The organism is Petroclostridium sp. X23, from assembly GCF_030013905.1.
In the GTDB taxonomy this organism is placed as follows: Bacteria; Bacillota; Clostridia; order SK-Y3; family SK-Y3; genus X23.
The window spans coordinates 1,153,214-1,174,440 of record NZ_CP124862.1 but is presented as its reverse complement, the minus strand read 5'-3'; the positions used below and the strand labels follow the sequence as shown (position 1 = coordinate 1,174,440).

The 21,227-nt window shown below is 37.3% G+C and carries 18 protein-coding genes; 15 read left to right on the top strand and 3 right to left on the bottom strand.

The window, feature by feature from the left end; genetic code table 11:
• Positions 1–50 precede the first annotated feature (50 nt).
• The 5 genes from QKW49_RS05895 to thrC all read left to right on the top strand — a co-directional run bounded on the left by QKW49_RS05895 (position 51) and on the right by thrC (position 6,430).
• Positions 51–1,748 (top strand): sensor histidine kinase, encoded by a 1,698-nt coding sequence (locus QKW49_RS05895; protein WP_282866623.1) that lies wholly within the window; start codon positions 51–53, stop codon positions 1,746–1,748.
• A complete protein-coding gene (locus QKW49_RS05890; protein WP_282866622.1) occupies positions 1,748–2,515 on the top strand; it encodes a LytTR family DNA-binding domain-containing protein in 768 nt (255 codons plus the stop codon). Before QKW49_RS05895 ends, QKW49_RS05890 begins: the two co-directional genes overlap by 1 nt.
• 107 nt (positions 2,516–2,622) lie before the next feature.
• Positions 2,623–4,047, top strand: coding sequence for a carbon starvation protein A (locus QKW49_RS05885; protein ID WP_282866621.1), 1,425 nt, complete (start codon positions 2,623–2,625; stop codon positions 4,045–4,047).
• 252 nt (positions 4,048–4,299) lie between these two features.
• A complete protein-coding gene (locus QKW49_RS05880) occupies positions 4,300–4,707 on the top strand; it encodes a hypothetical protein (RefSeq protein WP_282866620.1) in 408 nt (135 codons plus the stop codon).
• A gap of 214 nt (positions 4,708–4,921) precedes the next feature.
• Positions 4,922–6,430 carry a threonine synthase gene (gene thrC, locus QKW49_RS05875; RefSeq protein ID WP_282866619.1) on the top strand — a complete coding sequence of 503 codons (1,509 nt, stop codon included), beginning with the start codon at positions 4,922–4,924 and terminating at the stop codon, positions 6,428–6,430.
• A gap of 88 nt (positions 6,431–6,518) precedes the next feature.
• Here the strand turns inward: thrC and QKW49_RS05870 are convergent, their stop codons facing one another.
• Positions 6,519–6,695 carry a DUF1540 domain-containing protein gene (locus QKW49_RS05870; RefSeq protein ID WP_282866618.1) on the bottom strand — a complete coding sequence of 59 codons (177 nt, stop codon included), beginning with the start codon at positions 6,693–6,695 and terminating at the stop codon, positions 6,519–6,521.
• Positions 6,696–6,892: 197 nt separating this feature from the next.
• Between QKW49_RS05870 and QKW49_RS05865 the strand changes: the two genes are divergently transcribed.
• The 4 genes from QKW49_RS05865 to clpX all read left to right on the top strand — a co-directional run bounded on the left by QKW49_RS05865 (position 6,893) and on the right by clpX (position 10,991).
• On the top strand, positions 6,893–7,594 hold the full coding sequence (locus QKW49_RS05865; protein ID WP_282866617.1) for a metallophosphoesterase: 702 nt from the start codon (positions 6,893–6,895) through the stop codon (positions 7,592–7,594).
• Between the two features lie 158 nt (positions 7,595–7,752).
• The gene (gene tig / locus QKW49_RS05860; RefSeq protein ID WP_282866616.1) at positions 7,753–9,039 is read left to right on the top strand and encodes a trigger factor; all 1,287 of its coding nucleotides are present in this window, start codon (positions 7,753–7,755) and stop codon (positions 9,037–9,039) included.
• A 44-nt stretch (positions 9,040–9,083) separates the two neighbouring features.
• Entirely contained in the window at positions 9,084–9,665 is a 582-nt protein-coding gene (clpP, locus tag QKW49_RS05855) for an ATP-dependent Clp endopeptidase proteolytic subunit ClpP (protein ID WP_282866615.1), read from the top strand.
• Positions 9,666–9,695: 30 nt separating this feature from the next.
• A complete protein-coding gene (gene clpX / locus QKW49_RS05850; RefSeq protein ID WP_282866614.1) occupies positions 9,696–10,991 on the top strand; it encodes an ATP-dependent Clp protease ATP-binding subunit ClpX in 1,296 nt (431 codons plus the stop codon).
• A 35-nt stretch (positions 10,992–11,026) separates the two neighbouring features.
• Here clpX and fabF read toward each other — a convergent pair whose 3' ends face one another.
• Positions 11,027–12,265 carry a beta-ketoacyl-ACP synthase II gene (gene fabF / locus QKW49_RS05845; protein WP_282866613.1) on the bottom strand — a complete coding sequence of 413 codons (1,239 nt, stop codon included), beginning with the start codon at positions 12,263–12,265 and terminating at the stop codon, positions 11,027–11,029.
• A 115-nt stretch (positions 12,266–12,380) separates the two neighbouring features.
• Between fabF and QKW49_RS05840 the strand changes: the two genes are divergently transcribed.
• From QKW49_RS05840 to QKW49_RS05815, 6 genes are all read left to right on the top strand, one after another.
• The gene (locus QKW49_RS05840) at positions 12,381–13,283 is read left to right on the top strand and encodes a helix-turn-helix domain-containing protein (RefSeq protein ID WP_282866612.1); all 903 of its coding nucleotides are present in this window, start codon (positions 12,381–12,383) and stop codon (positions 13,281–13,283) included.
• Between the two features lie 231 nt (positions 13,284–13,514).
• On the top strand, positions 13,515–15,191 hold the full coding sequence (gene lonB / locus QKW49_RS05835; RefSeq protein ID WP_282866611.1) for an ATP-dependent protease LonB: 1,677 nt from the start codon (positions 13,515–13,517) through the stop codon (positions 15,189–15,191).
• A 359-nt stretch (positions 15,192–15,550) separates the two neighbouring features.
• A complete protein-coding gene (gene lon / locus QKW49_RS05830; RefSeq protein WP_282866610.1) occupies positions 15,551–18,001 on the top strand; it encodes an endopeptidase La in 2,451 nt (816 codons plus the stop codon).
• Between the two features lie 106 nt (positions 18,002–18,107).
• Complete coding sequence (gene yihA, locus QKW49_RS05825; protein WP_282866609.1) at positions 18,108–18,704, top strand: ribosome biogenesis GTP-binding protein YihA/YsxC; 597 nt, start codon at positions 18,108–18,110, stop codon at positions 18,702–18,704.
• A gap of 334 nt (positions 18,705–19,038) precedes the next feature.
• Positions 19,039–19,791 carry a fumarylacetoacetate hydrolase family protein gene (locus QKW49_RS05820; protein WP_282866608.1) on the top strand — a complete coding sequence of 251 codons (753 nt, stop codon included), beginning with the start codon at positions 19,039–19,041 and terminating at the stop codon, positions 19,789–19,791.
• Entirely contained in the window at positions 19,781–20,053 is a 273-nt protein-coding gene (locus QKW49_RS05815; RefSeq protein WP_282866607.1) for a DUF1294 domain-containing protein, read from the top strand. The genes QKW49_RS05820 and QKW49_RS05815 overlap by 11 nt, the downstream gene beginning before the upstream one ends.
• Before the next feature lie 240 nt (positions 20,054–20,293).
• Here QKW49_RS05815 and QKW49_RS05810 read toward each other — a convergent pair whose 3' ends face one another.
• On the bottom strand, positions 20,294–21,202 hold the full coding sequence (locus QKW49_RS05810; protein WP_282866606.1) for a DMT family transporter: 909 nt from the start codon (positions 21,200–21,202) through the stop codon (positions 20,294–20,296).
• Positions 21,203–21,227: the final 25 nt, after the last annotated feature.

Here is a 21,227-nt window from a genome sequence, read left to right as displayed (position 1 = left end):
TTTTTGTATAACAGATCAATTTCATGGCGAGGTGTATAAGGATGAACAATATGCTTCAAATTTATATGAGTCTGTTTAATAATCTGGGGTTGGGTATTATTCTGGCTCTTGTCCTTAGTAAGACTAAGTTTTTCAAGAGTATGATTCTTAACCGCAGAATTGGTGTAATGGAGAAGATTGCCTTATGCTGTATCTTCGGCAGCTTAGGGATCATAGCGACTTATACAGGCGTTCCTGTAAAAGGAGCGTTGGCTAACTTTCGCGCCATTGGAGTGGTAGTGGGAGGGATCCTAGGCGGCCCGTGGGTAGGATTGGGTGCAGGACTTGTAGCAGGACTTCACCGCTGGGCCATAGATATTGGCGGGTTTACTGCTGCTGCCTGTGCGGTCGCTACCATGTTGGAAGGCTTTATCGGAGGGATCGCATCCAAGTATATTATGAACTCGTCGCAAAAGTGGGCAAAGGCTTTCCTGGTTACAGTCATATCTCAAATCGTTCAAATGCTAACCATTCTATTGATAGCGAAGCCCTTTGTCCAGGCGTTGGAGTTGGTTAAGATTATATCTTTGCCAATGATTACAATAAATTCTATCGGCTCAGCTTTATTCATGCTTATTATTGAAGGAATCTTTGTCGAACAGCAGAGGATAGGCGCAAACAAGGCACATTTGGCATTGAGGATTGCGAATAAGACGCTGCCCATTATGAGAACCGGATTTAATGAGACAGCATTAGAAAAAGTGGCCAAAATCATTCTTTCTACGACGGATGTTGCCGCGGTAGCATTTACTGATAAAACTCAGATTTTGGTGCACTTAGGGGTAGGTGCCGACCATCATCAGCCAAAAAATAAAATACTCACTTCAATCACTAAAAAGGTGATTGAGAACCAAAGATATCAGGTGGCCTTTAATCACGACCAAATAGGTTGTGATCATGATGATTGTAAGCTGAAGTCGGCAGTAATAGTACCGTTGTTTGTAAGGAAAGAAGTGATTGGTACTATGAAACTCTATAGTGAGCATGTAAATGGTATAGACCATGTGGATATTGAATTGGCTCAAGGATTAGCCCATTTATTTTCCACCCAGATAGAATTAAGCCTTATAGACGAGCAGGCGAGGCTTTTGGAGAAAGCTGAATTACGGGCATTGCAGGCGCAAATCAATCCGCATTTTTTATTCAATGCCATCAATACCATTGTATCTTTTTGCAGAACAAAGCCGGATCAGGCAAGGATACTGCTCATTCACTTAGGAGATTTTTTTAGAAAAAATCTTAACACCATGAAAGACTATGTGAGTTTAAATGATGAGATTGAGCATATAAAATCCTATATTGCCATAGAAGAAGCAAGATTTGGAGATAAGCTTAAAATTGAATATGATATCAAAGACGTGAAGTGTAAAATACCTCCTCTCACACTTCAACCGTTGGTCGAGAATGCGGTAAAACATGGACTTTTAACAAAGCCCGGCGGAGGAAGAGTTAAGATCAGTGCATCGTATTATCACAAAGATGAGGTTCGCATATGGGTGGAAGATGATGGAATAGGAATACATGAAGAAAAGTGCAAAAATCTTTTGAAATGTGAAGGTCAGAATCATGGCGTCGCATTAATAAATATTCATCACAGATTAAAAAACGCATATGGCAGCAACTATGGACTGGAGATCAAAAGCAAGCTGGGACATGGTACGACCGTATGTGTAAGAATACCTGCCATTCAAAGGAGTGAAGTTGCATAGTGAGTATCCGTACAGTGATTATTGATGATGAAATACCGGCAAGGGATGAGCTTGAATATCTTCTTAATAAAGAAAAGAACTTATTTGATGTCATTGGAAAAGGCCAAACCGGAGAAGAAGCGATAGAATTATGTAACAAGCGTAAACCCGATGTGATTTTCCTTGATATTCATATGTATGGCATGAATGGGTTAGAAGCCGCAAAGGAGATTATAAACGGTACATCAGTGCCTATGATCATTTTTGCAACAGCATATGATAAATATGCGGTGGAAGCCTTTGAAATTAATGCGGTAGACTATATTCTAAAACCATTTTCAGAAGAAAGAATCCAAACGACCATCAATAAAATACAGCATCTGATAAATAATAAGGATCAAAATATAGGTAATATAAGTAAAGCAATCTACCATGTAGAGCAACATGTAAAAATCAGTGGAAAAATCGGAATCTGGGTGGCAGGAAGATTTCTATTGATAGACGAGAAAGATATCGTATATATTGAAGCGCAGCGCAAGCATACATTGATTTATACGACTTCCAATCAATATGAGTCTTCTACTCCCTTAGGTGAGCTGGAGCAAAAGTTAAACCGGAAGAATTTTCTACGGATTCACAGGAGTTATATCATTAATTTTACTTTTGTTAAAGAAGTTGGAATGTGGTTTAACAATAATTTGAGTGTCATGATGAAGGGATATGAAAAAAACATTATTCCTGTATCCAGGAGTATGATGAAAGAATTTAAGCATTTAATCGGTATGTAAGAATCCATGCCATTCGTACCGGAATTTTTACATTTCGTTCTGTTATTACAATAAATAGTGCAAAGCAACGTATAATGGAATTAATAAAAAATAAAGGGGGGCCTGTTATGGCATTATTTTTATTATCTATTGTACTGCTTGTGGTAGGCTATTTTGTATACGGTAAATTCGTCGAAAACATATTCGGCATTGACACCGAAAGAGTAACACCTGCTATTGCTTTAAAAGATGGTGTTGATTATGAACCCATGGATTGGAAAAAAATATTTTTGATTCAGTTATTAAATATCGCGGGTTTGGGCCCGATCTTCGGAGCGATTTCCGGAGCATTATTCGGACCCGCAGCTTTTCTGTGGATTGTATTCGGATGCATTTTTGCCGGTGCAGTGCATGACTTTTTTTCAGGAATGCTTTCAGTTCGGCATAATGGTGCCAGTGTTTCAGAGATCGTAGGTATTTATCTGGGAGATGGTATAAGGCATATCATGAGGGTATTCTCGGTCGTACTTCTCGTACTGGTGGGAACAGTATTTATGACCGGCCCGGCAAATTTATTGGCAAGTTTGACTCCAAAAACATTGAACGCGAATTTTTGGCTCACCATCATTATCATCTATTATTTCCTCGCAACTATACTACCGATTGATAAGATTATCGGAAAACTCTATCCGATATTCGGAGCAGTGCTGCTTATTATGGCAATAGGCGTAGGCGGCGGGTTGGTAATAAAGGGATATACTATTCCCGGCAGTGTGTTGGTAAATGCTCATCCGAAGGGACTGCCGTTTTGGGCACTGCTGTTTGTTACTATAGCATGCGGTGCCATTAGCGGTTTCCATGCTACCCAGTCTCCAATGATGGCAAGATGTATTACTAGTGAGAAATATGGAAGACAGGTATTCTATGGAGCAATGATTGCAGAAGGTATTATTGCATTGATATGGGCTGCTGCTGCGATGGCATTTTTCAATGGCAGTGAAGGTCTTGCAGCTGCAATGGCCAATGGCGGACAAGGAGCGGTTGTTCATACCGTATCTACAACCCTAATGGGTGCAGTTGGCGGTGTATTGGCAATCTTGGGAGTTATTGCGTGTCCTATTACTTCAGGTGATACGGCGTTTAGAAGTGCAAGATTGACCATAGCCGATTCATTGAAGTTTGAGCAGAAAAGCATTTCAAAACGGCTATATATTGCAATACCCTTATTAGCCATAGGTGTTGGTTTAAGCAGGATAGACTTCAATATCATTTGGAGGTACTTTGCATGGTCTAACCAAACATTGGCAATGATCATGCTGTGGGCGGCTTCAGCATACTTGGTCAAATTCAAAAAATTTCACTGGATCACTACAATCCCTGCCGTCTTTATGACTGCAGTAAGTGCTACCTATATCATGCAGGCACCGGAAGGTTTCAAACTGTCAACAAGTATTTCGTATCCGGTTGGTATGATCGTTGCGGCAGCAGTATTTGGATTGTTTATGTATAAGATTTCCAATCAGCAGAAAAGTAATATAAAACAGAACATGTAAGAAATTTATAAAGAGAATTGCTATTTATAGAAGCAATTCTCTTTTTTTATTATTCCAAAATTTATTTTTATACGAATAATTTTCTATATTTTGGGTAATTTATCTTATAGAGTAAATAAAAAGCAATACAATGGTAGTGAAATTGGTTAAATTTAACGAAAATTTTACAAAATCTACATATGTTATTGAAATAATCTCTAAAATAGTGTATCTTTAAAGTATCACTCTCATCTTTTAAAGGAGGAATGCAATATGATAAAGGTTATTATGGGCAGTAAAGGTACCGGTAAGACGAAACGACTGATAGACCTGGCAAATACCTCAGCAACAGAAGGTTTGGGCGATGTGGTATATATCGATAGTGATAATCATCATATTTATGATTTAAATCATAAAATCAGGTTTATAGACACTTCTCAATTTGCAATTGATCAATTTTGCGTATTCTATGGTTTCATCTGTGGTATTATATCGGAAGACTTCGATATTTCTAATATTTACATAGACGGTGTCTTTGAAATTGTTGACGAAAGTATGGAATTTCTTGAAGAATTTTTAAATAACGTAAAAAAAGTTGCAGACCAGTTTAACATTTCTGTTGTTATGACCATAACCGGCGACCCTAACGAAGCTCCTGAATTTATAAAAGAATATATTTAAACACATTGTGTAAGATTTGACATTATGGTTTAATATATCGCAAGAGTGGTATAAAGGCTAGAAAATAATATAAATACGATAAAAAATCGGATAAGTTGATGCAATCTCAGCATTTCACACACTTATCCGATTTTTTTTACTTTACAAGTAGAAATATTTATATTACTATTAGTATAGCAAATTACACATAATATCATTCGTTGGAGGTTCATTTATGCTGTATCAGAGCACCAGGGATAAAAATATGCTTGTGAAATCCGCACAAGCCATAAAATTAGGAATATCTCCTGATGGGGGATTGTTTGTTCCTCAGGACAAGCCAAAGCTCTCACATGATGTTTTTGAGAAATTTTCGACTATGAGTTACAATGCAAGGGCCATAGAAGTATTAAAAATGTTTTTAACGGATTTTACTTTAGATGAAATAAAAGAATGTGTTGATCAAGCATATAATAAAGAAAAGTTTGAAACAGAAAATATCGCGCCGGTTTACAAGCTGAATGATAAGATATACTTTCTTGAATTATGGCATGGACCTACTTGTGCTTTTAAGGATATGGCACTCCAGATTTTGCCGCATTTATTAACCAAATCCATAATCAAGACCGGAGAAGATAAAGAGGTTGTTATATTGGTTGCTACTTCCGGCGATACGGGGAAAGCAGCATTAGAAGGATTTAAGGATGTAAAGGGTACGCGGATTGTTGTGTTTTATCCTGAGAATGGGGTAAGTGAAATACAAAAGCTTCAAATGATTACTCAGGAAGGCAGCAATGTAGGCGTTGCTGCAGTGGATGGAAATTTTGATGACGCACAAAATGGCGTAAAGATGATTTTTACCGATAATGAGTATCAAGCGCTGCTTGAAAAGAATCATTTTTCATTATCTTCTGCCAATTCGATCAATTGGGGAAGACTGGTACCGCAGATTATATATTATTTTTCAGCGTATGCAGATCTTGTTAAAAATGAAGAAATCAAGCTGGGAGAAAAGATTAATATTGTCGTGCCTACAGGTAATTTCGGTAATATTTTGGCCGCATATTACGCAAAAGAAATGGGACTGCCGGTAAATAAACTGATATGTGCTTCTAATGAAAATAATGTACTTACAGAGTTTATTAACAAAGGAGTCTATGACAGAAAAAGGAATTTCAAAACCACGATTTCTCCGTCTATGGATATTTTAATTTCCAGTAATCTGGAGCGTTTGCTTTTTGACATCACAGGAAATGATGATGCAAGGGTAAGACAGTATATGCAGGAATTGAACGAAAAAGGAAAATATGAAGTTCATGATGTTACAAAAGAAAAGATATCAGCATTATTTTGGGCGGGATACTGTAATGATGAGGCAACATCTTCAGCAATAAAAGAAATAGAATCCGAGTATAGCTATGTAGTAGATACGCATACGGCTGTTGGGAAAAACGTATATGACCAATATGTCGAAGCGACGGGTGATAAAACAAAAACCATCATTGTTTCCACAGCCAGCCCGTTTAAATTCAATCATAGCGTGTTGACAGCCTTTGTTGATGAAGAAGAATTAAAAGATAAAAATGAGTTTGAACTCCTTGATCTACTGGCAGTTAAAAGTGGACAGAGGATACCGAAATCTTTAGCGCAATTGAAGGATAAGGAAAAACTCCATAATATTAAATGTAAGAAGGAAGAAATGAAAGAAGTGGTTAACGATATATTACGTTTGATAAAAGAGTAAGATGTTAAGCACTAGTTTTTAAAGAGTGAAAACTGACCTGAAGTTCAGGTCAGTTTTCACTCTTTAAACTTTTATTTTGTATGGATTATTAGTGTTTTGGTTTGAAAGTAGCGCAGTCAGTTTCCTGGGTGTCCTGGGCGTTACGGGGCTGCACTTCTATCGCGGAAGCCATGCAATGATCACCGTTTCCATAAAATTCACAACTGTTTACAACACATTTTACGCCACCTAACGGTTGATTCTGCTTTTCAACTCTGGATTGCATCTAAACCACTCCTTGTATAATTGATGTTATTTTTCAATCAGTAGTCTTACAATAATAGTCTTTCAAAAAAGGCATTGAATATGCGTATTAGATATTGTAAAAAATAAGAAAAGACTAAAGTTCAAACTTTGGTCTTTCTTTTTCGTACATAATAGTATATAATCATTGATTGAAAATTAAAATATGAGGGTGGCATTATGGCGCTATATGCAATATCTGACCTGCATCTATCCCTAAGTATTGATAAGCCTATGGATATTTTTGGTGTAAAGTGGGATAATTATATGGATAAGATCAAAGACAATTGGCTGGAGGAAATTCGTGATGAAGATTATGTTCTGATTCCTGGAGATATCTCATGGGCAACATATCTTGGACAAGCATATAAAGATTTTGATTATATTAACGGTCTATCGGGTATAAAGATAATATCAAAGGGCAATCATGATTACTGGTGGACGACTGCCAATAAATTAAACATCTATTTAAAAGAACATAACTTTAATACAATACGTTTTCTACATAATAACAGTATACTATATCAAGATATTGCAATATGTGGAGCGAGAGGATGGAACTCTCCTGATTCAGATGATTTTTCTGCTGAAGATGAAAAAATATATATCCGAGAGCTGCATCGTTTGGAATTATCCATACAGGAAGGTTTGAAATATAATCCACAGGAAATTGTTGTAATGCTTCATTATCCTCCTGTATATAAGTCGATGGATTCAGGTTTTGTAGACGTTTTTAAGAAGTATGGCATAAAAAAATGTATATATGGACATTTGCATGGTGAATCCCAAAAGAATGCATTTGTTGGAGAACATGAAGGAATTACATTTTATCTTGCTGCATGTGATTATTTGAACTATAAGCCTTTGAAACTGATAGATTGAAAAATTGCAAATTTTCCTTCTTTTTTTTAATACATATTGGCTTTACAGTATTTATTATGTTATAATATAATGGTTATCGTTATGATTATTATGTCGTGATGTTATCATCCATTGCGGGTGAAATATATAAGAAAACATCTAAGGAGGATTACAATTTAATGAGTACGAAAGTAGAACAACTAGAGAAAAATGTTGTACAATTAGAGATAGAAGTTGATACAGCAAAATTTGATGAGGGAATACAAAAAGCTTACATAAAGAATGTAAAGAAATTTAACATCCCGGGATTTAGAAAAGGAAAAGCGCCTAGAAAGATTATTGAAAAATATTATGGAGAAGGAATTTTTTATGAAGACGCAATAAACATTGTGTGCCCCGAAGCATATGATAAAGCAGTAGAAGAAACCAAAATCGATCCTGTAGACCGTCCGGAAATTGATATAAAGCAAATCGGTGAAGGTCAAAACTTTATTTTTACTGCCAAGGTGACTGTTAAGCCGGAGGTAGAGCTTGGAGCTTATAAAGGTATAGAAGTAAATAAAATTGAGTATAATGTAACAGAAGATGATATCATGAATCAAATTAAGCAAATGCAGGAAAAGAACTCCAGATTGGTCACTATCGAAGACAGACCGGTTCAAGAAGGAGACATGGCAGTTATTGATTTTGAAGGATTTGTTGATGACCAGCCTTTTGAAGGCGGAAAAGGTACAGATCATAATCTTCAAATCGGTTCCGGACAATTTATTCCAGGGTTTGAGGAACAATTGATAGGAAAGAATTCAGGCGAAGAAGTGGATGTAAATGTAACATTCCCTGAAGAATACCATGCAAGTGAATTGGCAGGCAAACCGGCTTTATTTAAAGTAAAGATAAACCAAATCAAGTTTAAGGAACTTCCTGAAATTGATGATGAGTTTGTGAAAGATGTAAGCGAATTCAATATCCTTGATGAGCTTAAGGAAGATATCAAAAAGCGCTTAACCGAAGAAAATGAACATAAAGCAAAACATGAGATGGAAAACGCTGTGATAGATAAGGTGCTGGAAGGTGTAACAGTAGAGATACCTGAAGTCATGGTTGAGCATCAGATAGACCAATTGGCAAGAGATTTTGATATGAGATTAAGAAGTCAAGGCCTTGAACTTAGTAAATATCTTGAGTTAACCGGTATGGATATGGAAAAATTTAGAGAACAATTCAAAGAACAAGCGGAAAAACAGGTAAAAACATCTTTGACTTTAGAAAAAATTGGAAATGTTGAAGGCATTCAAGTTTCAGATGATGAACTAGAAAAGGAAATTGAAAAACTTGCAGAAAACTATAAGATGGAAGTTGATAAGCTCAAAAAAATGCTGAGACCTGAAGATATGGATTCTATAAAAGATGATTTGAAAATCGGAAAAACAGTTGATATGCTGGTTGAGTCTGCAAAAGTAGCATAAAAATATAATAACCAATGGTTATTTTTCATAAAGGAGTGACAAAAATGAGTTTAGTACCCGTAGTGGTTGAACAAACAAATAGAGGCGAAAGATCTTACGATATTTATTCCCGTCTTCTTAAAGAAAGAATTATTTTTCTTGGAGAAGAAGTCAACGAAGTGACAGCCAGTCTTGTTGTTGCTCAGTTGCTGTTCTTGGAAGCTGAAGACCCTGACAAAGATATCAGTATTTATATCAACAGTCCGGGCGGGTCAGTAACTGCAGGGTTTGCAATCTACGATACTATGCAATTTGTTAAACCTGATGTATCCACAATTTGTATCGGAATGGCGGCAAGCATGGGAGCATTCTTATTAGCCGCCGGAGCAAAAGGTAAAAGATTTGCGCTTCCTAATAGTGAAATTATGATTCATCAACCTTTAGGCGGTGCAAGAGGCCAGGCTACTGATATAAAAATTCATGCGGAGCATATTTTAAAGACAAAGGAAAGACTAAACAAGATACTTAGTGAGAGAACCGGACAGCCATTGGAGAAAATTGAAAAAGACACAGATAGGGACTTTTTCATGTCAGCAGAAGAAGCAAAAACCTATGGAATAGTTGATGAGGTGATTTCAAAAAGGTAGGCGGTGCTGCCTGAGATTAGAGGTGTAAACATGTCAAGATATGACGAGAAGAAGCAGCTAAAATGCTCTTTTTGCGGCAAAACTCAGGACCAGGTCAAAAGATTAGTCGCGGGTCCCGGTGTGTATATTTGTGATGAATGTATTGAATTATGTTCAGAGATCATTGAGGAAGAGTTTGAAGAAGCAAAAGTAGATGTTGAGTTAAGTGATATTCCCAAGCCGAGGGAGATTAAAGAGATTCTTGATCAATATGTCATTGGACAGGAACCGGCAAAGAAGAACCTCGCTGTTGCCGTATACAATCATTATAAAAGGATTAATACGGATGTTAAATCCGCAGATGTAGAACTTCAGAAAAGCAATATCGTTATGCTGGGTCCTACAGGTTCAGGTAAGACGCTTCTCGCTCAAACTTTAGCAAAGATCTTAAATGTGCCTTTTGCTATTGCGGATGCTACATCATTAACAGAAGCCGGATATGTGGGGGAAGATGTAGAAAACATTTTACTTAAACTTATTCAAGCTGCCGATTATGATATTGAGCAGGCGGAAAAGGGTATCATATATATTGATGAAATTGATAAAATAGCGAGAAAGTCGGAGAATCCTTCTATAACCAGAGATGTTAGCGGAGAAGGTGTTCAACAGGCGCTGCTAAAAATCTTGGAAGGAACAGTTGCTTCCGTGCCTCCGCAAGGTGGAAGAAAGCATCCCCATCAGGAGTTTATTCAAATTGATACTACAAATATATTATTTATTTGTGGTGGTGCTTTTGACGGGATTGATAAAATTATCCAAAATAGAATCGGGAAGAAATCCATGGGATTTGGCGCTCAAATAGAAAGTCAAGCTCAGAAAGATGTGGGAGAGATACTTCAGCATATTCTACCGCAAGACTTGTTAAGATTTGGGCTGATCCCGGAATTTGTGGGAAGGCTTCCTGTCATTGTAACTTTAAATTCGCTGGATAAGAAAGCGCTGGTTCAGATACTTACAGAGCCGAAAAACGCGCTTGTTAAACAGTATCAAAAGTTATTTGAGATGGATGATACATTGCTTGAATTTGATCAAGAAGCATTAGAGGCGATTGCCGCCAAAGCAATTGAAAGAAATACAGGAGCACGTGGATTAAGGGCGATTATTGAAGACATTATGCTTGAAGTGATGTTTGATATTCCATCCGAAAAGAATATTGAAAAGTGTATAATTCATGCAGAAAGTGTTACAGGTAAAAAGCCGCCGGAAGTTGTAATCAACGAGAATAAAAAGCAGTTGAAAAAAACTTCCACTAGAAAATCAAGAGTGAAAAGAGAATCAGTATCATAAAAAAAGCCAGTGCATATGCGCTGGCTTTTTTATGGTTATTTATTATAAGCTTTTAAAACCAGTGTCGCATTATGTCCACCAAAACCAAATGAATTTGTTAGCGCATAACTAACGTGTGAGGATATTCCATTATTTGGTATATAATAAAGATTGCAATCCGGGTCTGGTGTTTTATAATTTATTGTAGGAGGTAAAAAGCTTTCTTTTAGAGCTAATGAGGTGATAATAGTTTCTATTGCTCCCGCTGCCCCTAATAAGTGGCCGGTCATTGATTTAGTAGAGCTGATCGGCAATTTATGCGCGTATTCTTTAAACACAGTTTTTATAGCGGCAGTCTCGCATTTATCATTTAGTTGTGTGGAAGTTCCATGGGCGTTAATATACCCAATATCATAAGGGCTTATGTCGGCATCTTCAATAGCGAGTTTCATACATCGGGCACCACCTTCTCCGCCTTCAGCAGGCGCAGTGATATGGTAAGCATCATTTGTGCAACCATAGCCCACTACTTCTGCGACGATATCAGCTCCTCGATGTAAAGCGTGTTCAAATTCCTCTAGTATTAGAACACCCGCTCCTTCCCCTATTACAAAACCATCTCTGTTGAGGTCAAATGGCTTACTGGCATCTATAGGATTCTCACTTTTAGACATTGTTCTACTTGCACAAAATCCTGCAAGAGTCAATTTTGTTATGGTCGCTTCTGCGCCGCCTGTAATCATTATATCTGCGTCATTTCTTTGAATAACTCTAAAAGCTTCTCCAATAGAATTTGCGGATGACGCACAAGCGGTTACAATACATTCATTATATCCTTTAGCGCCATATCTTATAGCAACAATGCTGGAGGCCATGTTGGCGATCATCATGGGTACAAAAAGTGCACTAATTCTATTGGAACCCTTTTCAATCAGAACATTGTATTGATTTTCCAATGTTTCAATACCACCTACGGCTGAACCGATAATAACCCCCATTCTCTCACTATTAACATTATCAATGTTTAATCCGGAAGACTGAATGGCCATTTCGGACGCGGCTACAGCATACTGAGCGTACCTATCCATTCTTTTGATTTCTTTCTTCTCTATAAAGTCTGCTGGATCAAAAGCTTTTATTTCTGCTCCCACTTTTGTAGGCAAGTCGGATACATCAACTCTTTCAATTAGATTTATGCCGCATTTCCCATTTTTTATAGATTGCCAAAACTTATCTGCTCCTAAGCCCAAAGAGGATACAGTCCCTAATCCTGTAATCACAACACGTTTCTTCATGTAGAAAACCTCCTGTTGATATAGTATAAGTTAATTGTGTTTACATATTTTAGAATATCACCTATAATTATAATAAAATGAACAGATATTGCTTTTATATAGAAGGGTTATAAATATGATAAATACAAAAAGAACTTTAGAGTTTTGCTTAAATTATATAGAGAGTAATATAAATGATAAGATGTCTTTAGATGAGATATCCGTACACGCAGGAGTTTCAAAATACTATTTGCATAGAATGTTTAAGTCTTTAACAGGTGAATCCATCATGGACTATGTACAGTCGCGCAAGTTAACTTCAAGCATTAATGAGCTTATAAGTACAAATATGCGAGTCATCGATATTGCATTAGAGTACGGATTTGACCATGAACAGTCATATATCAGGGCTTTTAGGAAAAAATTCGGATATACACCGTTAAAAGTGAGACGTGATCAGATTTCCATAGAAATTAAAGAAAAAATAAATGTGAATGATATTATTACTATCAATAATTCGGTAACATATAGGCCATTTTACGTTTTTAAACAAAAATTCGATATCGTAGGAGTAAAGCATAAAATATTAAGCAAGTCAGGAGACAATATAGCAAATATTCTCGGACGTGAATTTTTCTACCATAATAAATTCACCATTACAAATCCATTAGATCCTGAAGTATATATAGGGTATACAAACTGGAAAGGTTATGATGAAGGATATATATATTACATGCCTTCGTTACAGGTGGCTGATTTAACAAAGCTACCTAAAGGCATGACAGGGATTACCATACCTGCACATAAATATGTTGTATTTCGTTTTATCGGATTTTTTCATCCGGATGAGATCAAAGGAAGGCAAGTAGGACGGCTGTTGGTTCATCTGTATCGTAGATGGATCATTAATTCCGGATTTACATCCGCCGACCATTTTAGATTTGAATATGTGGATACAAGCTTATCAAATGAGAATTATTGTGAATTGGATATTTATCAGCCTATTAAAGAGGATAATAAAAGAGTTTCAGAGTTTTGAAAATTGGAAGCTTTGTATATAGCTCTTTATAAAGGAAGTGCCAAGGTATCAAAGCTAATAAGAGCTAAATTTTGAATAAGTTTAGATTTCTGTGAACTGTTAACCATGAACCGTGAACCAAATCCGAATTGGTTTATGTTTACAGGATAAAAATAGTGCTGAAACAAATAATAAGTAAAAGAAATAGATAAAAATGCCATCCTTTAAAGGGAAGAATAAGGAGGAGTCGATTTGTTTAACAGCACCATTTTACTAATACAATTTTTCTTTTCTATTGTTATAGGAATTTACTTTCTGAATTTATTAAAATCACAGCAAGGAAATAAAAATGCCGTAGAAAAAGAATCAAAAAAAGAGTTGGAAAAGCTGCGTAAAATGCGCGAGATAAAACTGACAGAACCTTTATCCGAGAAAACGAGACCTTCGACGTTCAATGAAATCGTAGGCCAGGAGCAAGGGCTAAAGGCATTAAAAGCAGCTTTATGCGGACCAAATCCACAGCATGTTATTATATATGGACCGCCCGGGATAGGAAAAACAGCTGCCGCAAGAGTTATTCTGGAAGAAGCAAAAAAGATGGATATTTCGCCTTTTATACGGGATTCAAAATTCATTGAAATGGATGCTACTACATTAAGATTTGACGAACGATCCATTGCAGACCCATTGATAGGATCGGTGCATGACCCTATATATCAAGGCGCAGGTGCGTATGGACAGGCAGGGGTTCCTCAGCCAAAGGCGGGAGCGGTTACTAAGGCCCATGGAGGAATATTATTTATCGATGAGATTGGTGAGCTGCATCCTGTTCAAATGAATAAGCTGTTAAAGGTACTGGAAGACAGGAAAGTCTTATTGGAAAGTGCTTATTATAGTTCTGAAGATCATAATATTCCATCACACATACATGAAATATTTCAGAAAGGTTTGCCGGCTGATTTTAGACTGGTTGGTGCCACTACCAGAACACCCGAAGATTTACCCCCAGCTTTAAGATCAAGGTGTGTTGAAATCTTTTTCAGAACTTTAACAATCGAAGAGATTGCAAAGATTACGAGGAATGCGGCTCAAAAAGCGAATATGTCCATAGAGCCGGGGGTAGAGTACTTGGTAGCAAAATACGCAACCAATGGACGTGATGCAGTAAATATTATACAGGTTGCCGGAGGCGTTGCATTAGTTGAAGGTAAAAATAAAATTACTACAAAAGATATCGAATGGGTTATTGAATTTGGCCAATACAGCCCAAGAATTGAGAAAAAAGTAAATGACGAAAGCCAAATAGGATGCATTAACGGACTAGCAGTCTATGGCAGAAGTCAGGGGATGGTCATGGATATTGAAGTATCGGCAGTTCCGAGTGAAAAAGGTAAAGGAACGCTTACGGTAACAGGCATCATTGAAGAAGAAGAGATGGATGGAAGAGGGCAAAAGCTAAGAAGAAACAGCACCGCAAGAGCATCGGTGCAAAATATGCTTACTGTCATAAAAAAATATTTTGGAGAAGACCCGGCAGACTATAACATTCACCTTAACTTTCCCGGTGGAATACCTATTGACGGACCTTCAGCCGGTATTGCCATCATGACTGCCGTATATTCTGCAATGAAGAATCTTCCATTGGAAGGCACATTAGCTATGACCGGAGAGATTTCTATACGAGGGAAAGTAAAACCTGTAGGAGGTGTGGTTGCTAAAGTGGAAGCAGCGCGTCAGGCAGGCGTTAAAAAAGTATTAATTCCTAAGGAAAATTGGCAAGAGCTTTTTGAAACAATGGATATTAACATAATACCGGTAGAAGATATACATGAAGTAATAGAGATTGTGTTTGGATTGAGGCAAGAAAAAGGAGTCATAATACCTAATCAATCAGAAGCAGTGAATGTATTGACGGCATCAAGTTTATAATAGTTCACAGTTTACGGTTCACAGTTCACAGTTTTTATATGTGCTGGTGAACCGTGCGAGACTACTGAAAAAGTCCCATTTAGCACGAAGAAGGAGTGAAGCGTGGGGACGGACCTACTGCTGCGCTTGCTTTTTAGGGAAGCTGTAGGTCCGTCCCCACGCTTTGCGACTGAACAATAAAGCAATTTTTCAGTAGTCACTAATCGTCAGCTATGCTGTTTTCTGAGCGGATCAGTATTATACTTGGTTTAATTTATATGTAATACTAAATAAAAATATTGAAAAAATAATGATGTAACGTTATAATGAATGGAAACTGAATTTTTGATAATAATGCAGATAATTAAGGAGTTGATATAATGGCAGAAGGTAAAAAAATCATCAAAAAGCAAGTATTGCCATTGCTCCCGCTTAGAGGTCTAACGGTATTTCCGTATATGATACTGCACTTTGATGTTGGCAGAGCTAAATCTATTAAAGCTTTGGAAGAAGCAATGATTAATAACCAGCTCATATTTTTAGTAACACAAAAGGATATTCAGACGGATGATCCCCAGGAAGATGATGTTTTTAAGATAGGGACCATTTCAAAGATTAAGCAGTTATTAAAGCTTCCCGGTGATACCATCAGAGTACTGGTTGAAGGACTAAGCAGGGCGGAAATTACAGAAATAATGCAGTCAGAGCCGTTTGTTATGAGTGAAGTAGTAGAAAGAATCGTCATAGAGCCTCAAATAGAAAAAGTGGAAATGGAAGCAATTAAGCGCAAGATCCATAGTGTATTAGAGGAATATTTTCAGTTAAGCAATAAAATATCTCCTGATACGATGGTATCTGTAATGACAATTGAAGACCCGGGGCAGCTCGCGGATGTAATTGCAGCCAACATCGTGTTAAAGCAAGAAGATAAGCAGCAGATACTAACTGAGTTGAATCCAAGAGAAAGATTGGAGCAATTGATTGTCATACTTAGTAAGGAAGTTCAAATATTAGAAGTAGAGAAGAACATTAGTGTTAAGGTAAAGAAACAAATAGATAAGAACCAAAGGGAGTATTATCTTAGAGAGCAACTAAAGGCCATTCAAAATGAGCTGGGAGATAAAGACGGTATAATGGCAGAGGTTGAGGAATACAAAGAGAAAATTGCTCAAGCAAAACTGCCGGAGGAAGTAGAAAAGAAAGCTCTTAAAGAAGTGGACAGGCTTTTAAAAATGCACTCAGGCTCGGCAGAAGGTTCGGTGGTTCGAAATTATCTGGACTGGGTACTTGACCTTCCATGGAATACTACCACTGAAGAGCAGTTTGACATAAAGCAGGCAGAAGAAATATTGGAATCTGATCATTATGGGTTGGAAAAAGTTAAAGATAGAATTCTGGAATATCTTGCAGTAAGGTATCTGGCAAAAGGTATTAAAGGACCTATTTTATGTTTAGTGGGACCTCCGGGAGTAGGAAAAACATCTATCGCTAAATCTATTGCTAAAGCACTGAATAGGAAATATGTACGTATGTCACTTGGCGGGGTGAGAGACGAAGCGGAAATCAGAGGACATAGACGAACATATGTCGGGTCAATGCCCGGTAGAATCATCAATGCACTAAAACAAGCAGGATCTAAAAATGCGTTGGTACTTCTTGATGAGATAGATAAAATGAGCAGTGATTTCAGAGGAGACCCTGCTTCAGCAATGCTGGAGGTATTGGACGCAGAACAAAACTATGCGTTTAGAGACCATTATTTGGAAGTGCCATTTAATCTATCGGAGATTTTATTCCTGACTACTGCTAATAGTTTGGACACCATTCCTAGGCCATTGTTGGATAGAATGGAAGTTTTGCATATTTCAGGATATACTGAAGAAGAAAAAGTGAATATCGCAGTAAAATACCTATTACCAAAACAAATGGAGAACCATGGGCTAAAAAAGACTAATTTAAAGATTGATGAAAAAACGATTCGAGATATTATTAACTATTATACCAGAGAAGCAGGCGTGAGAAATCTTGAAAGAGAAATTGCCAATGTATGTAGAAAAGCAGCTAGGGTTTTGATTACGAATGATCAGAAATCCATTACCATTAACAGTAAAAATCTTGATAAATATCTGGGAACGAAAAAATATAGATATGATATGATGAAAGAGAAGGATGAAGTGGGAATAGCCACCGGCCTTGCATGGACTCCTGTTGGTGGGGATACATTATCCATAGAAGTAAATGTAATGGATGGAAGCGGAAAACTTGAGCTAACCGGCTATCTTGGGGATGTAATGAAAGAGTCTGCACGGGCAGCCATCAGCTATATTCGGTCTAGGGCTGAAGAACTGAGCATAAACAAGGACTTCCATAAAAAGCTTGATATACACATTCACGTTCCGGAAGGAGCGACACCAAAAGATGGGCCATCTGCAGGAATTACCATGGCTACGGCTTTAGTTTCAGCACTTTCGGGGTATCCGGTAAGAAAAGATGTAGCTATGACCGGCGAAATTACTTTAAGAGGAAGGGTATTGCCTATCGGCGGCTTAAAGGAAAAAGCACTTGCAGCTTACCGGTCAGGTATCTTTACAATTATCATTCCGGTTGATAACAAAAAAGACTTGGATGATATTCCGGAAAACGTAAAGAAAAAAATTAAATTTGTACCGGCAGATCATATGGATGTGGTGCTTAAGACGGCATTGAACGGAAAAAAACAGAAAAAAGGGTTGTACGAGCTTGAAAGCCAAAATGATGATGAACTTAAGAAGCCTTCTATTGAGCACGTCACACCGGAAGTGGATAGCAATTTGCCTACAATAGAGCAGTAAAGCCGCAGCAGCTTTGCTGCTTTATTGCTAATTGTTGAATATATCTATCAGTTATAATATAATAAGCATTAACTATACAATCTATTATTTAGGAGGCAAATATACTTTGAATGTAAATAATGTAAGCATAACAATTTCCGCAGTGAGCCCAGCCCAATACCCCGGAGACGGCAAATCTGAGATCGCTTTTGTGGGAAGATCTAATGTCGGCAAATCTTCACTGATCAATAAGCTTGTAAATAGAAAAAGTCTTGCAAGAATAAGTTCGAAACCGGGGAAAACAAGTACAATCAATTTCTATAATGTTGAAGATAAGATTTATTTTGTTGATTTGCCGGGATACGGATACGCTAAAGTGTCAAAGGTAGAAAAACAAAAGTGGGCGAAGATGATAGAAGAATATCTGAGTACACGTAACGAGTTAGTACAGGTTATTCTATTGGTAGACAGTAGACATGCTCCTACTGAAGATGATAAAATAATGCTTAACTGGATAAAAGAGTTTGGCTACAATGCGGTGATCGCAGCTACAAAATGGGATAAGCTATCTAATAAAGAAAAGCAGGAAAACTTGGAAAATATAAAAAAAGAACTACAGCTAACCGAGCAAGATACTATTGTTGCTTTTTCTGCCCAAACAGGACAAGGGAAAGAAGAGTTGTGGGAGGTTATTGATTCACTAGTTGAAAGAAACAGGGAATAGTTAATAGTGAATAGTGAATAACGAATAATGTACAGTGGACAATGTACAATGTACAATGAATAGTGATTGAATGCAAACTCTTAATTGCTATTGGAGAATGTGATAAAGTTAAACTTAGGAACAGTGAAATAATAAATCCCTCATTGAAAAATCGGAAGTTATTATTGTGCTGTTCCTAAGTACATAAAGGGAAGCGGACATGGGGACAGGTACGAGATTACTGGTAAAGTCTATTTTAGCACGCTTTGCGACTGACCAATTAAGCACTTTTTCGCATGTTCCTTTATACCGATATAGACTGTCGAAATATTATTATCAATGAGGAGGGTTTTAAGTGAAGTATGTAAGATTTCAAAAGGATAATCAGATTTTTTATGGAATAGTGGAAAACGATAAAGTTATGAAATTAGAGGGGGACTTGTTCGGAAAGTATGCGAAAACAGATGTTCAATATGATCTGGAACAAGTAACGCTGCTTGCGCCATGTAGTCCTTCCAAGGTTGTGGCGGTAGGTCTTAACTATAGAGATCATGCCAAAGAGATGGGTGAAGCATTACCCGACGTTCCCAAGATATTTTTGAAGGCATCTACTTGTGTTATTGGTCCGGAGGAAAAGATCGTTATTCCTCAAATGTCAAAAAGGGTGGATTATGAAGCTGAGATTGCAGCAGTAATTAAGAAAACAGCAAAGAATATTACTGCTGATCAAGCAGGTGAATACATACTCGGATATACTTGCTTAAATGATGTTACCGCACGGGATCTACAGAAAAGCGACGGACAGTGGACGCGCGGGAAATCTTTTGATACCTTTGCACCTATTGGACCATACATATCGGATGAGATAGACGCTAATGGTGTTGATATAAAGCTGCTTCTAAATGGAGAACAAAAACAACATTCGAATACTTCTAATTTTATTTGGAAGATTGAGGAGCTTGTCAGTTTTATATCACAAGTGATGACCTTGCTTCCCGGAGATGTTATTACTACCGGTACACCGTCAGGGATAGGACCGATGAAGCAGGGGGATTGTGTAGAAGTTGTTATTGAAGGTTTAGGAACATTGAGGAATTATGTGGAATAATGTTCTTGTTACATACTATATCATCATTAACTGTGTTGCAGTATACCTTATGTGGGCTGATAAACGGAAAGCGAGAAAAAAATGCTGGAGAATAAAAGAAAAAACGCTGTTTGTTACGGCTTTGTTGGGTGGGGCTGTTGGAATTCTTGCAGGAATGCGTTTGTTTAAACATAAGACCAAGCATTTGACATTTACCGTAGGAATACCGCTTATCCTAGTGATAAATGGCATTGTTATATATTGGATTTTGAATTCATGGTGAGTAAGATTAGTAGGATGAAGGTGTCAACATCACCACATCACCTTCACATCTTATGTGGGTAGTATGATTGTAGGGGCGACCATTGGCCGTCCGCATGGATGTCTGTGATATTCGCGGACGACCAATGGTCGCTCCTTGTATACAGTAGTTAAAAGACACTGTTTTAACCCATATATAATTAACCAACAATGCAAAGGAACGTTGTCTGCGATGTTTCGCCATGTAACCAGTTAATCATACTCATTTTTCTAAAACTGCTTTTTTAAACGTAATGATCATTTTCCGGATATTCAACTCAGAAATCAACATGCCCAATAAAATTAAAATACATCCCAAAACACCTTGGATAGGAAGTATCTCTCTTATGCCCATCTCATTTGGAATCAAATATGCGAATACCGCTCCAAAAACCGGCTCGGCAGCGAATATTAGCGCTGTACGGGTGGGAGATGTATATTTTTGCACACAGGTTTGTGCTACAAGGGCAAGCGCGGTAGCAGGGATTGCTGTAACTAATATCGCGATGATCACATTTCCCGTATATGCGACGGGTGATGTTTTATAAACGAATAAGACTAGAACACTAAACAATGCGGCAAATCCGACTTGAAAGATTCCCAAGATAATGGAATCCTCCATATTTGTAAATTTATCTATAAGAATAATCTGAAAAGCAAAACATAAAGCTGCAAGGAGTGTAAGAAAATCCCCAAAGTTAAATGAGAGGGTAGTATCTGAAGTAAGCATAACCAACCCTGTCAAGGCTAATCCCACACCCAGCATTGAAGCGGCTTTTGGTATTTTTTTTAATATGATTGCTGAAAAGACAGGTACGAGAATAACTGACAATCCGGTAATGAAAGCGGATTTAGATGCAGTAGTATAATTTAATCCTGCCACCTGAAGCGTTAGTCCCCCACATAATAAAATTCCTAAAATAAGGCTGAGCACCAAAGAACGTATGTTAATCTTTAATAATGTTTTATTAAAGATTAACACAAGACTGATAAATGCTACAGAAAACCTTAAAGCTATAAATTTGAGTGTGGGAATATCACTTAATGCATTTTTCATCAGCACAAATGTCGATCCCCATGTAATCGCAATCATTAAAAGTATTAAGTCTGCTTTTATTTGTTTGTTCATCATATATCCTCCAATTAAAAAAAACTTA

What these genes read in the sequence shown, in the direction of transcription:
- QKW49_RS05895 (WP_282866623.1), top strand. Translation starts at nt 51, where the DNA reads ATGCTTCAAATTTATATGAGTCTGTTTAATAATCTGGGGTTGGGTATT.
- QKW49_RS05885 (WP_282866621.1), top strand. Translation starts at nt 2,623, where the DNA reads ATGGCATTATTTTTATTATCTATTGTACTGCTTGTGGTAGGCTATTTT.
- QKW49_RS05880 (WP_282866620.1), top strand. Translation starts at nt 4,300, where the DNA reads ATGATAAAGGTTATTATGGGCAGTAAAGGTACCGGTAAGACGAAACGA.
- thrC (WP_282866619.1), top strand. Translation starts at nt 4,922, where the DNA reads ATGCTGTATCAGAGCACCAGGGATAAAAATATGCTTGTGAAATCCGCA.
- QKW49_RS05870 (WP_282866618.1), bottom strand. Translation starts at nt 6,695, where the DNA reads ATGCAATCCAGAGTTGAAAAGCAGAATCAACCGTTAGGTGGCGTAAAA.
- QKW49_RS05865 (WP_282866617.1), top strand. Translation starts at nt 6,893, where the DNA reads ATGGCGCTATATGCAATATCTGACCTGCATCTATCCCTAAGTATTGAT.
- tig (WP_282866616.1), top strand. Translation starts at nt 7,753, where the DNA reads ATGAGTACGAAAGTAGAACAACTAGAGAAAAATGTTGTACAATTAGAG.
- clpP (WP_282866615.1), top strand. Translation starts at nt 9,084, where the DNA reads ATGAGTTTAGTACCCGTAGTGGTTGAACAAACAAATAGAGGCGAAAGA.
- clpX (WP_282866614.1), top strand. Translation starts at nt 9,696, where the DNA reads ATGTCAAGATATGACGAGAAGAAGCAGCTAAAATGCTCTTTTTGCGGC.
- fabF (WP_282866613.1), bottom strand. Translation starts at nt 12,265, where the DNA reads ATGAAGAAACGTGTTGTGATTACAGGATTAGGGACTGTATCCTCTTTG.
- QKW49_RS05840 (WP_282866612.1), top strand. Translation starts at nt 12,381, where the DNA reads ATGATAAATACAAAAAGAACTTTAGAGTTTTGCTTAAATTATATAGAG.
- lon (WP_282866610.1), top strand. Translation starts at nt 15,551, where the DNA reads ATGGCAGAAGGTAAAAAAATCATCAAAAAGCAAGTATTGCCATTGCTC.
- QKW49_RS05815 (WP_282866607.1), top strand. Translation starts at nt 19,781, where the DNA reads ATGTGGAATAATGTTCTTGTTACATACTATATCATCATTAACTGTGTT.
- QKW49_RS05810 (WP_282866606.1), bottom strand. Translation starts at nt 21,202, where the DNA reads ATGATGAACAAACAAATAAAAGCAGACTTAATACTTTTAATGATTGCG.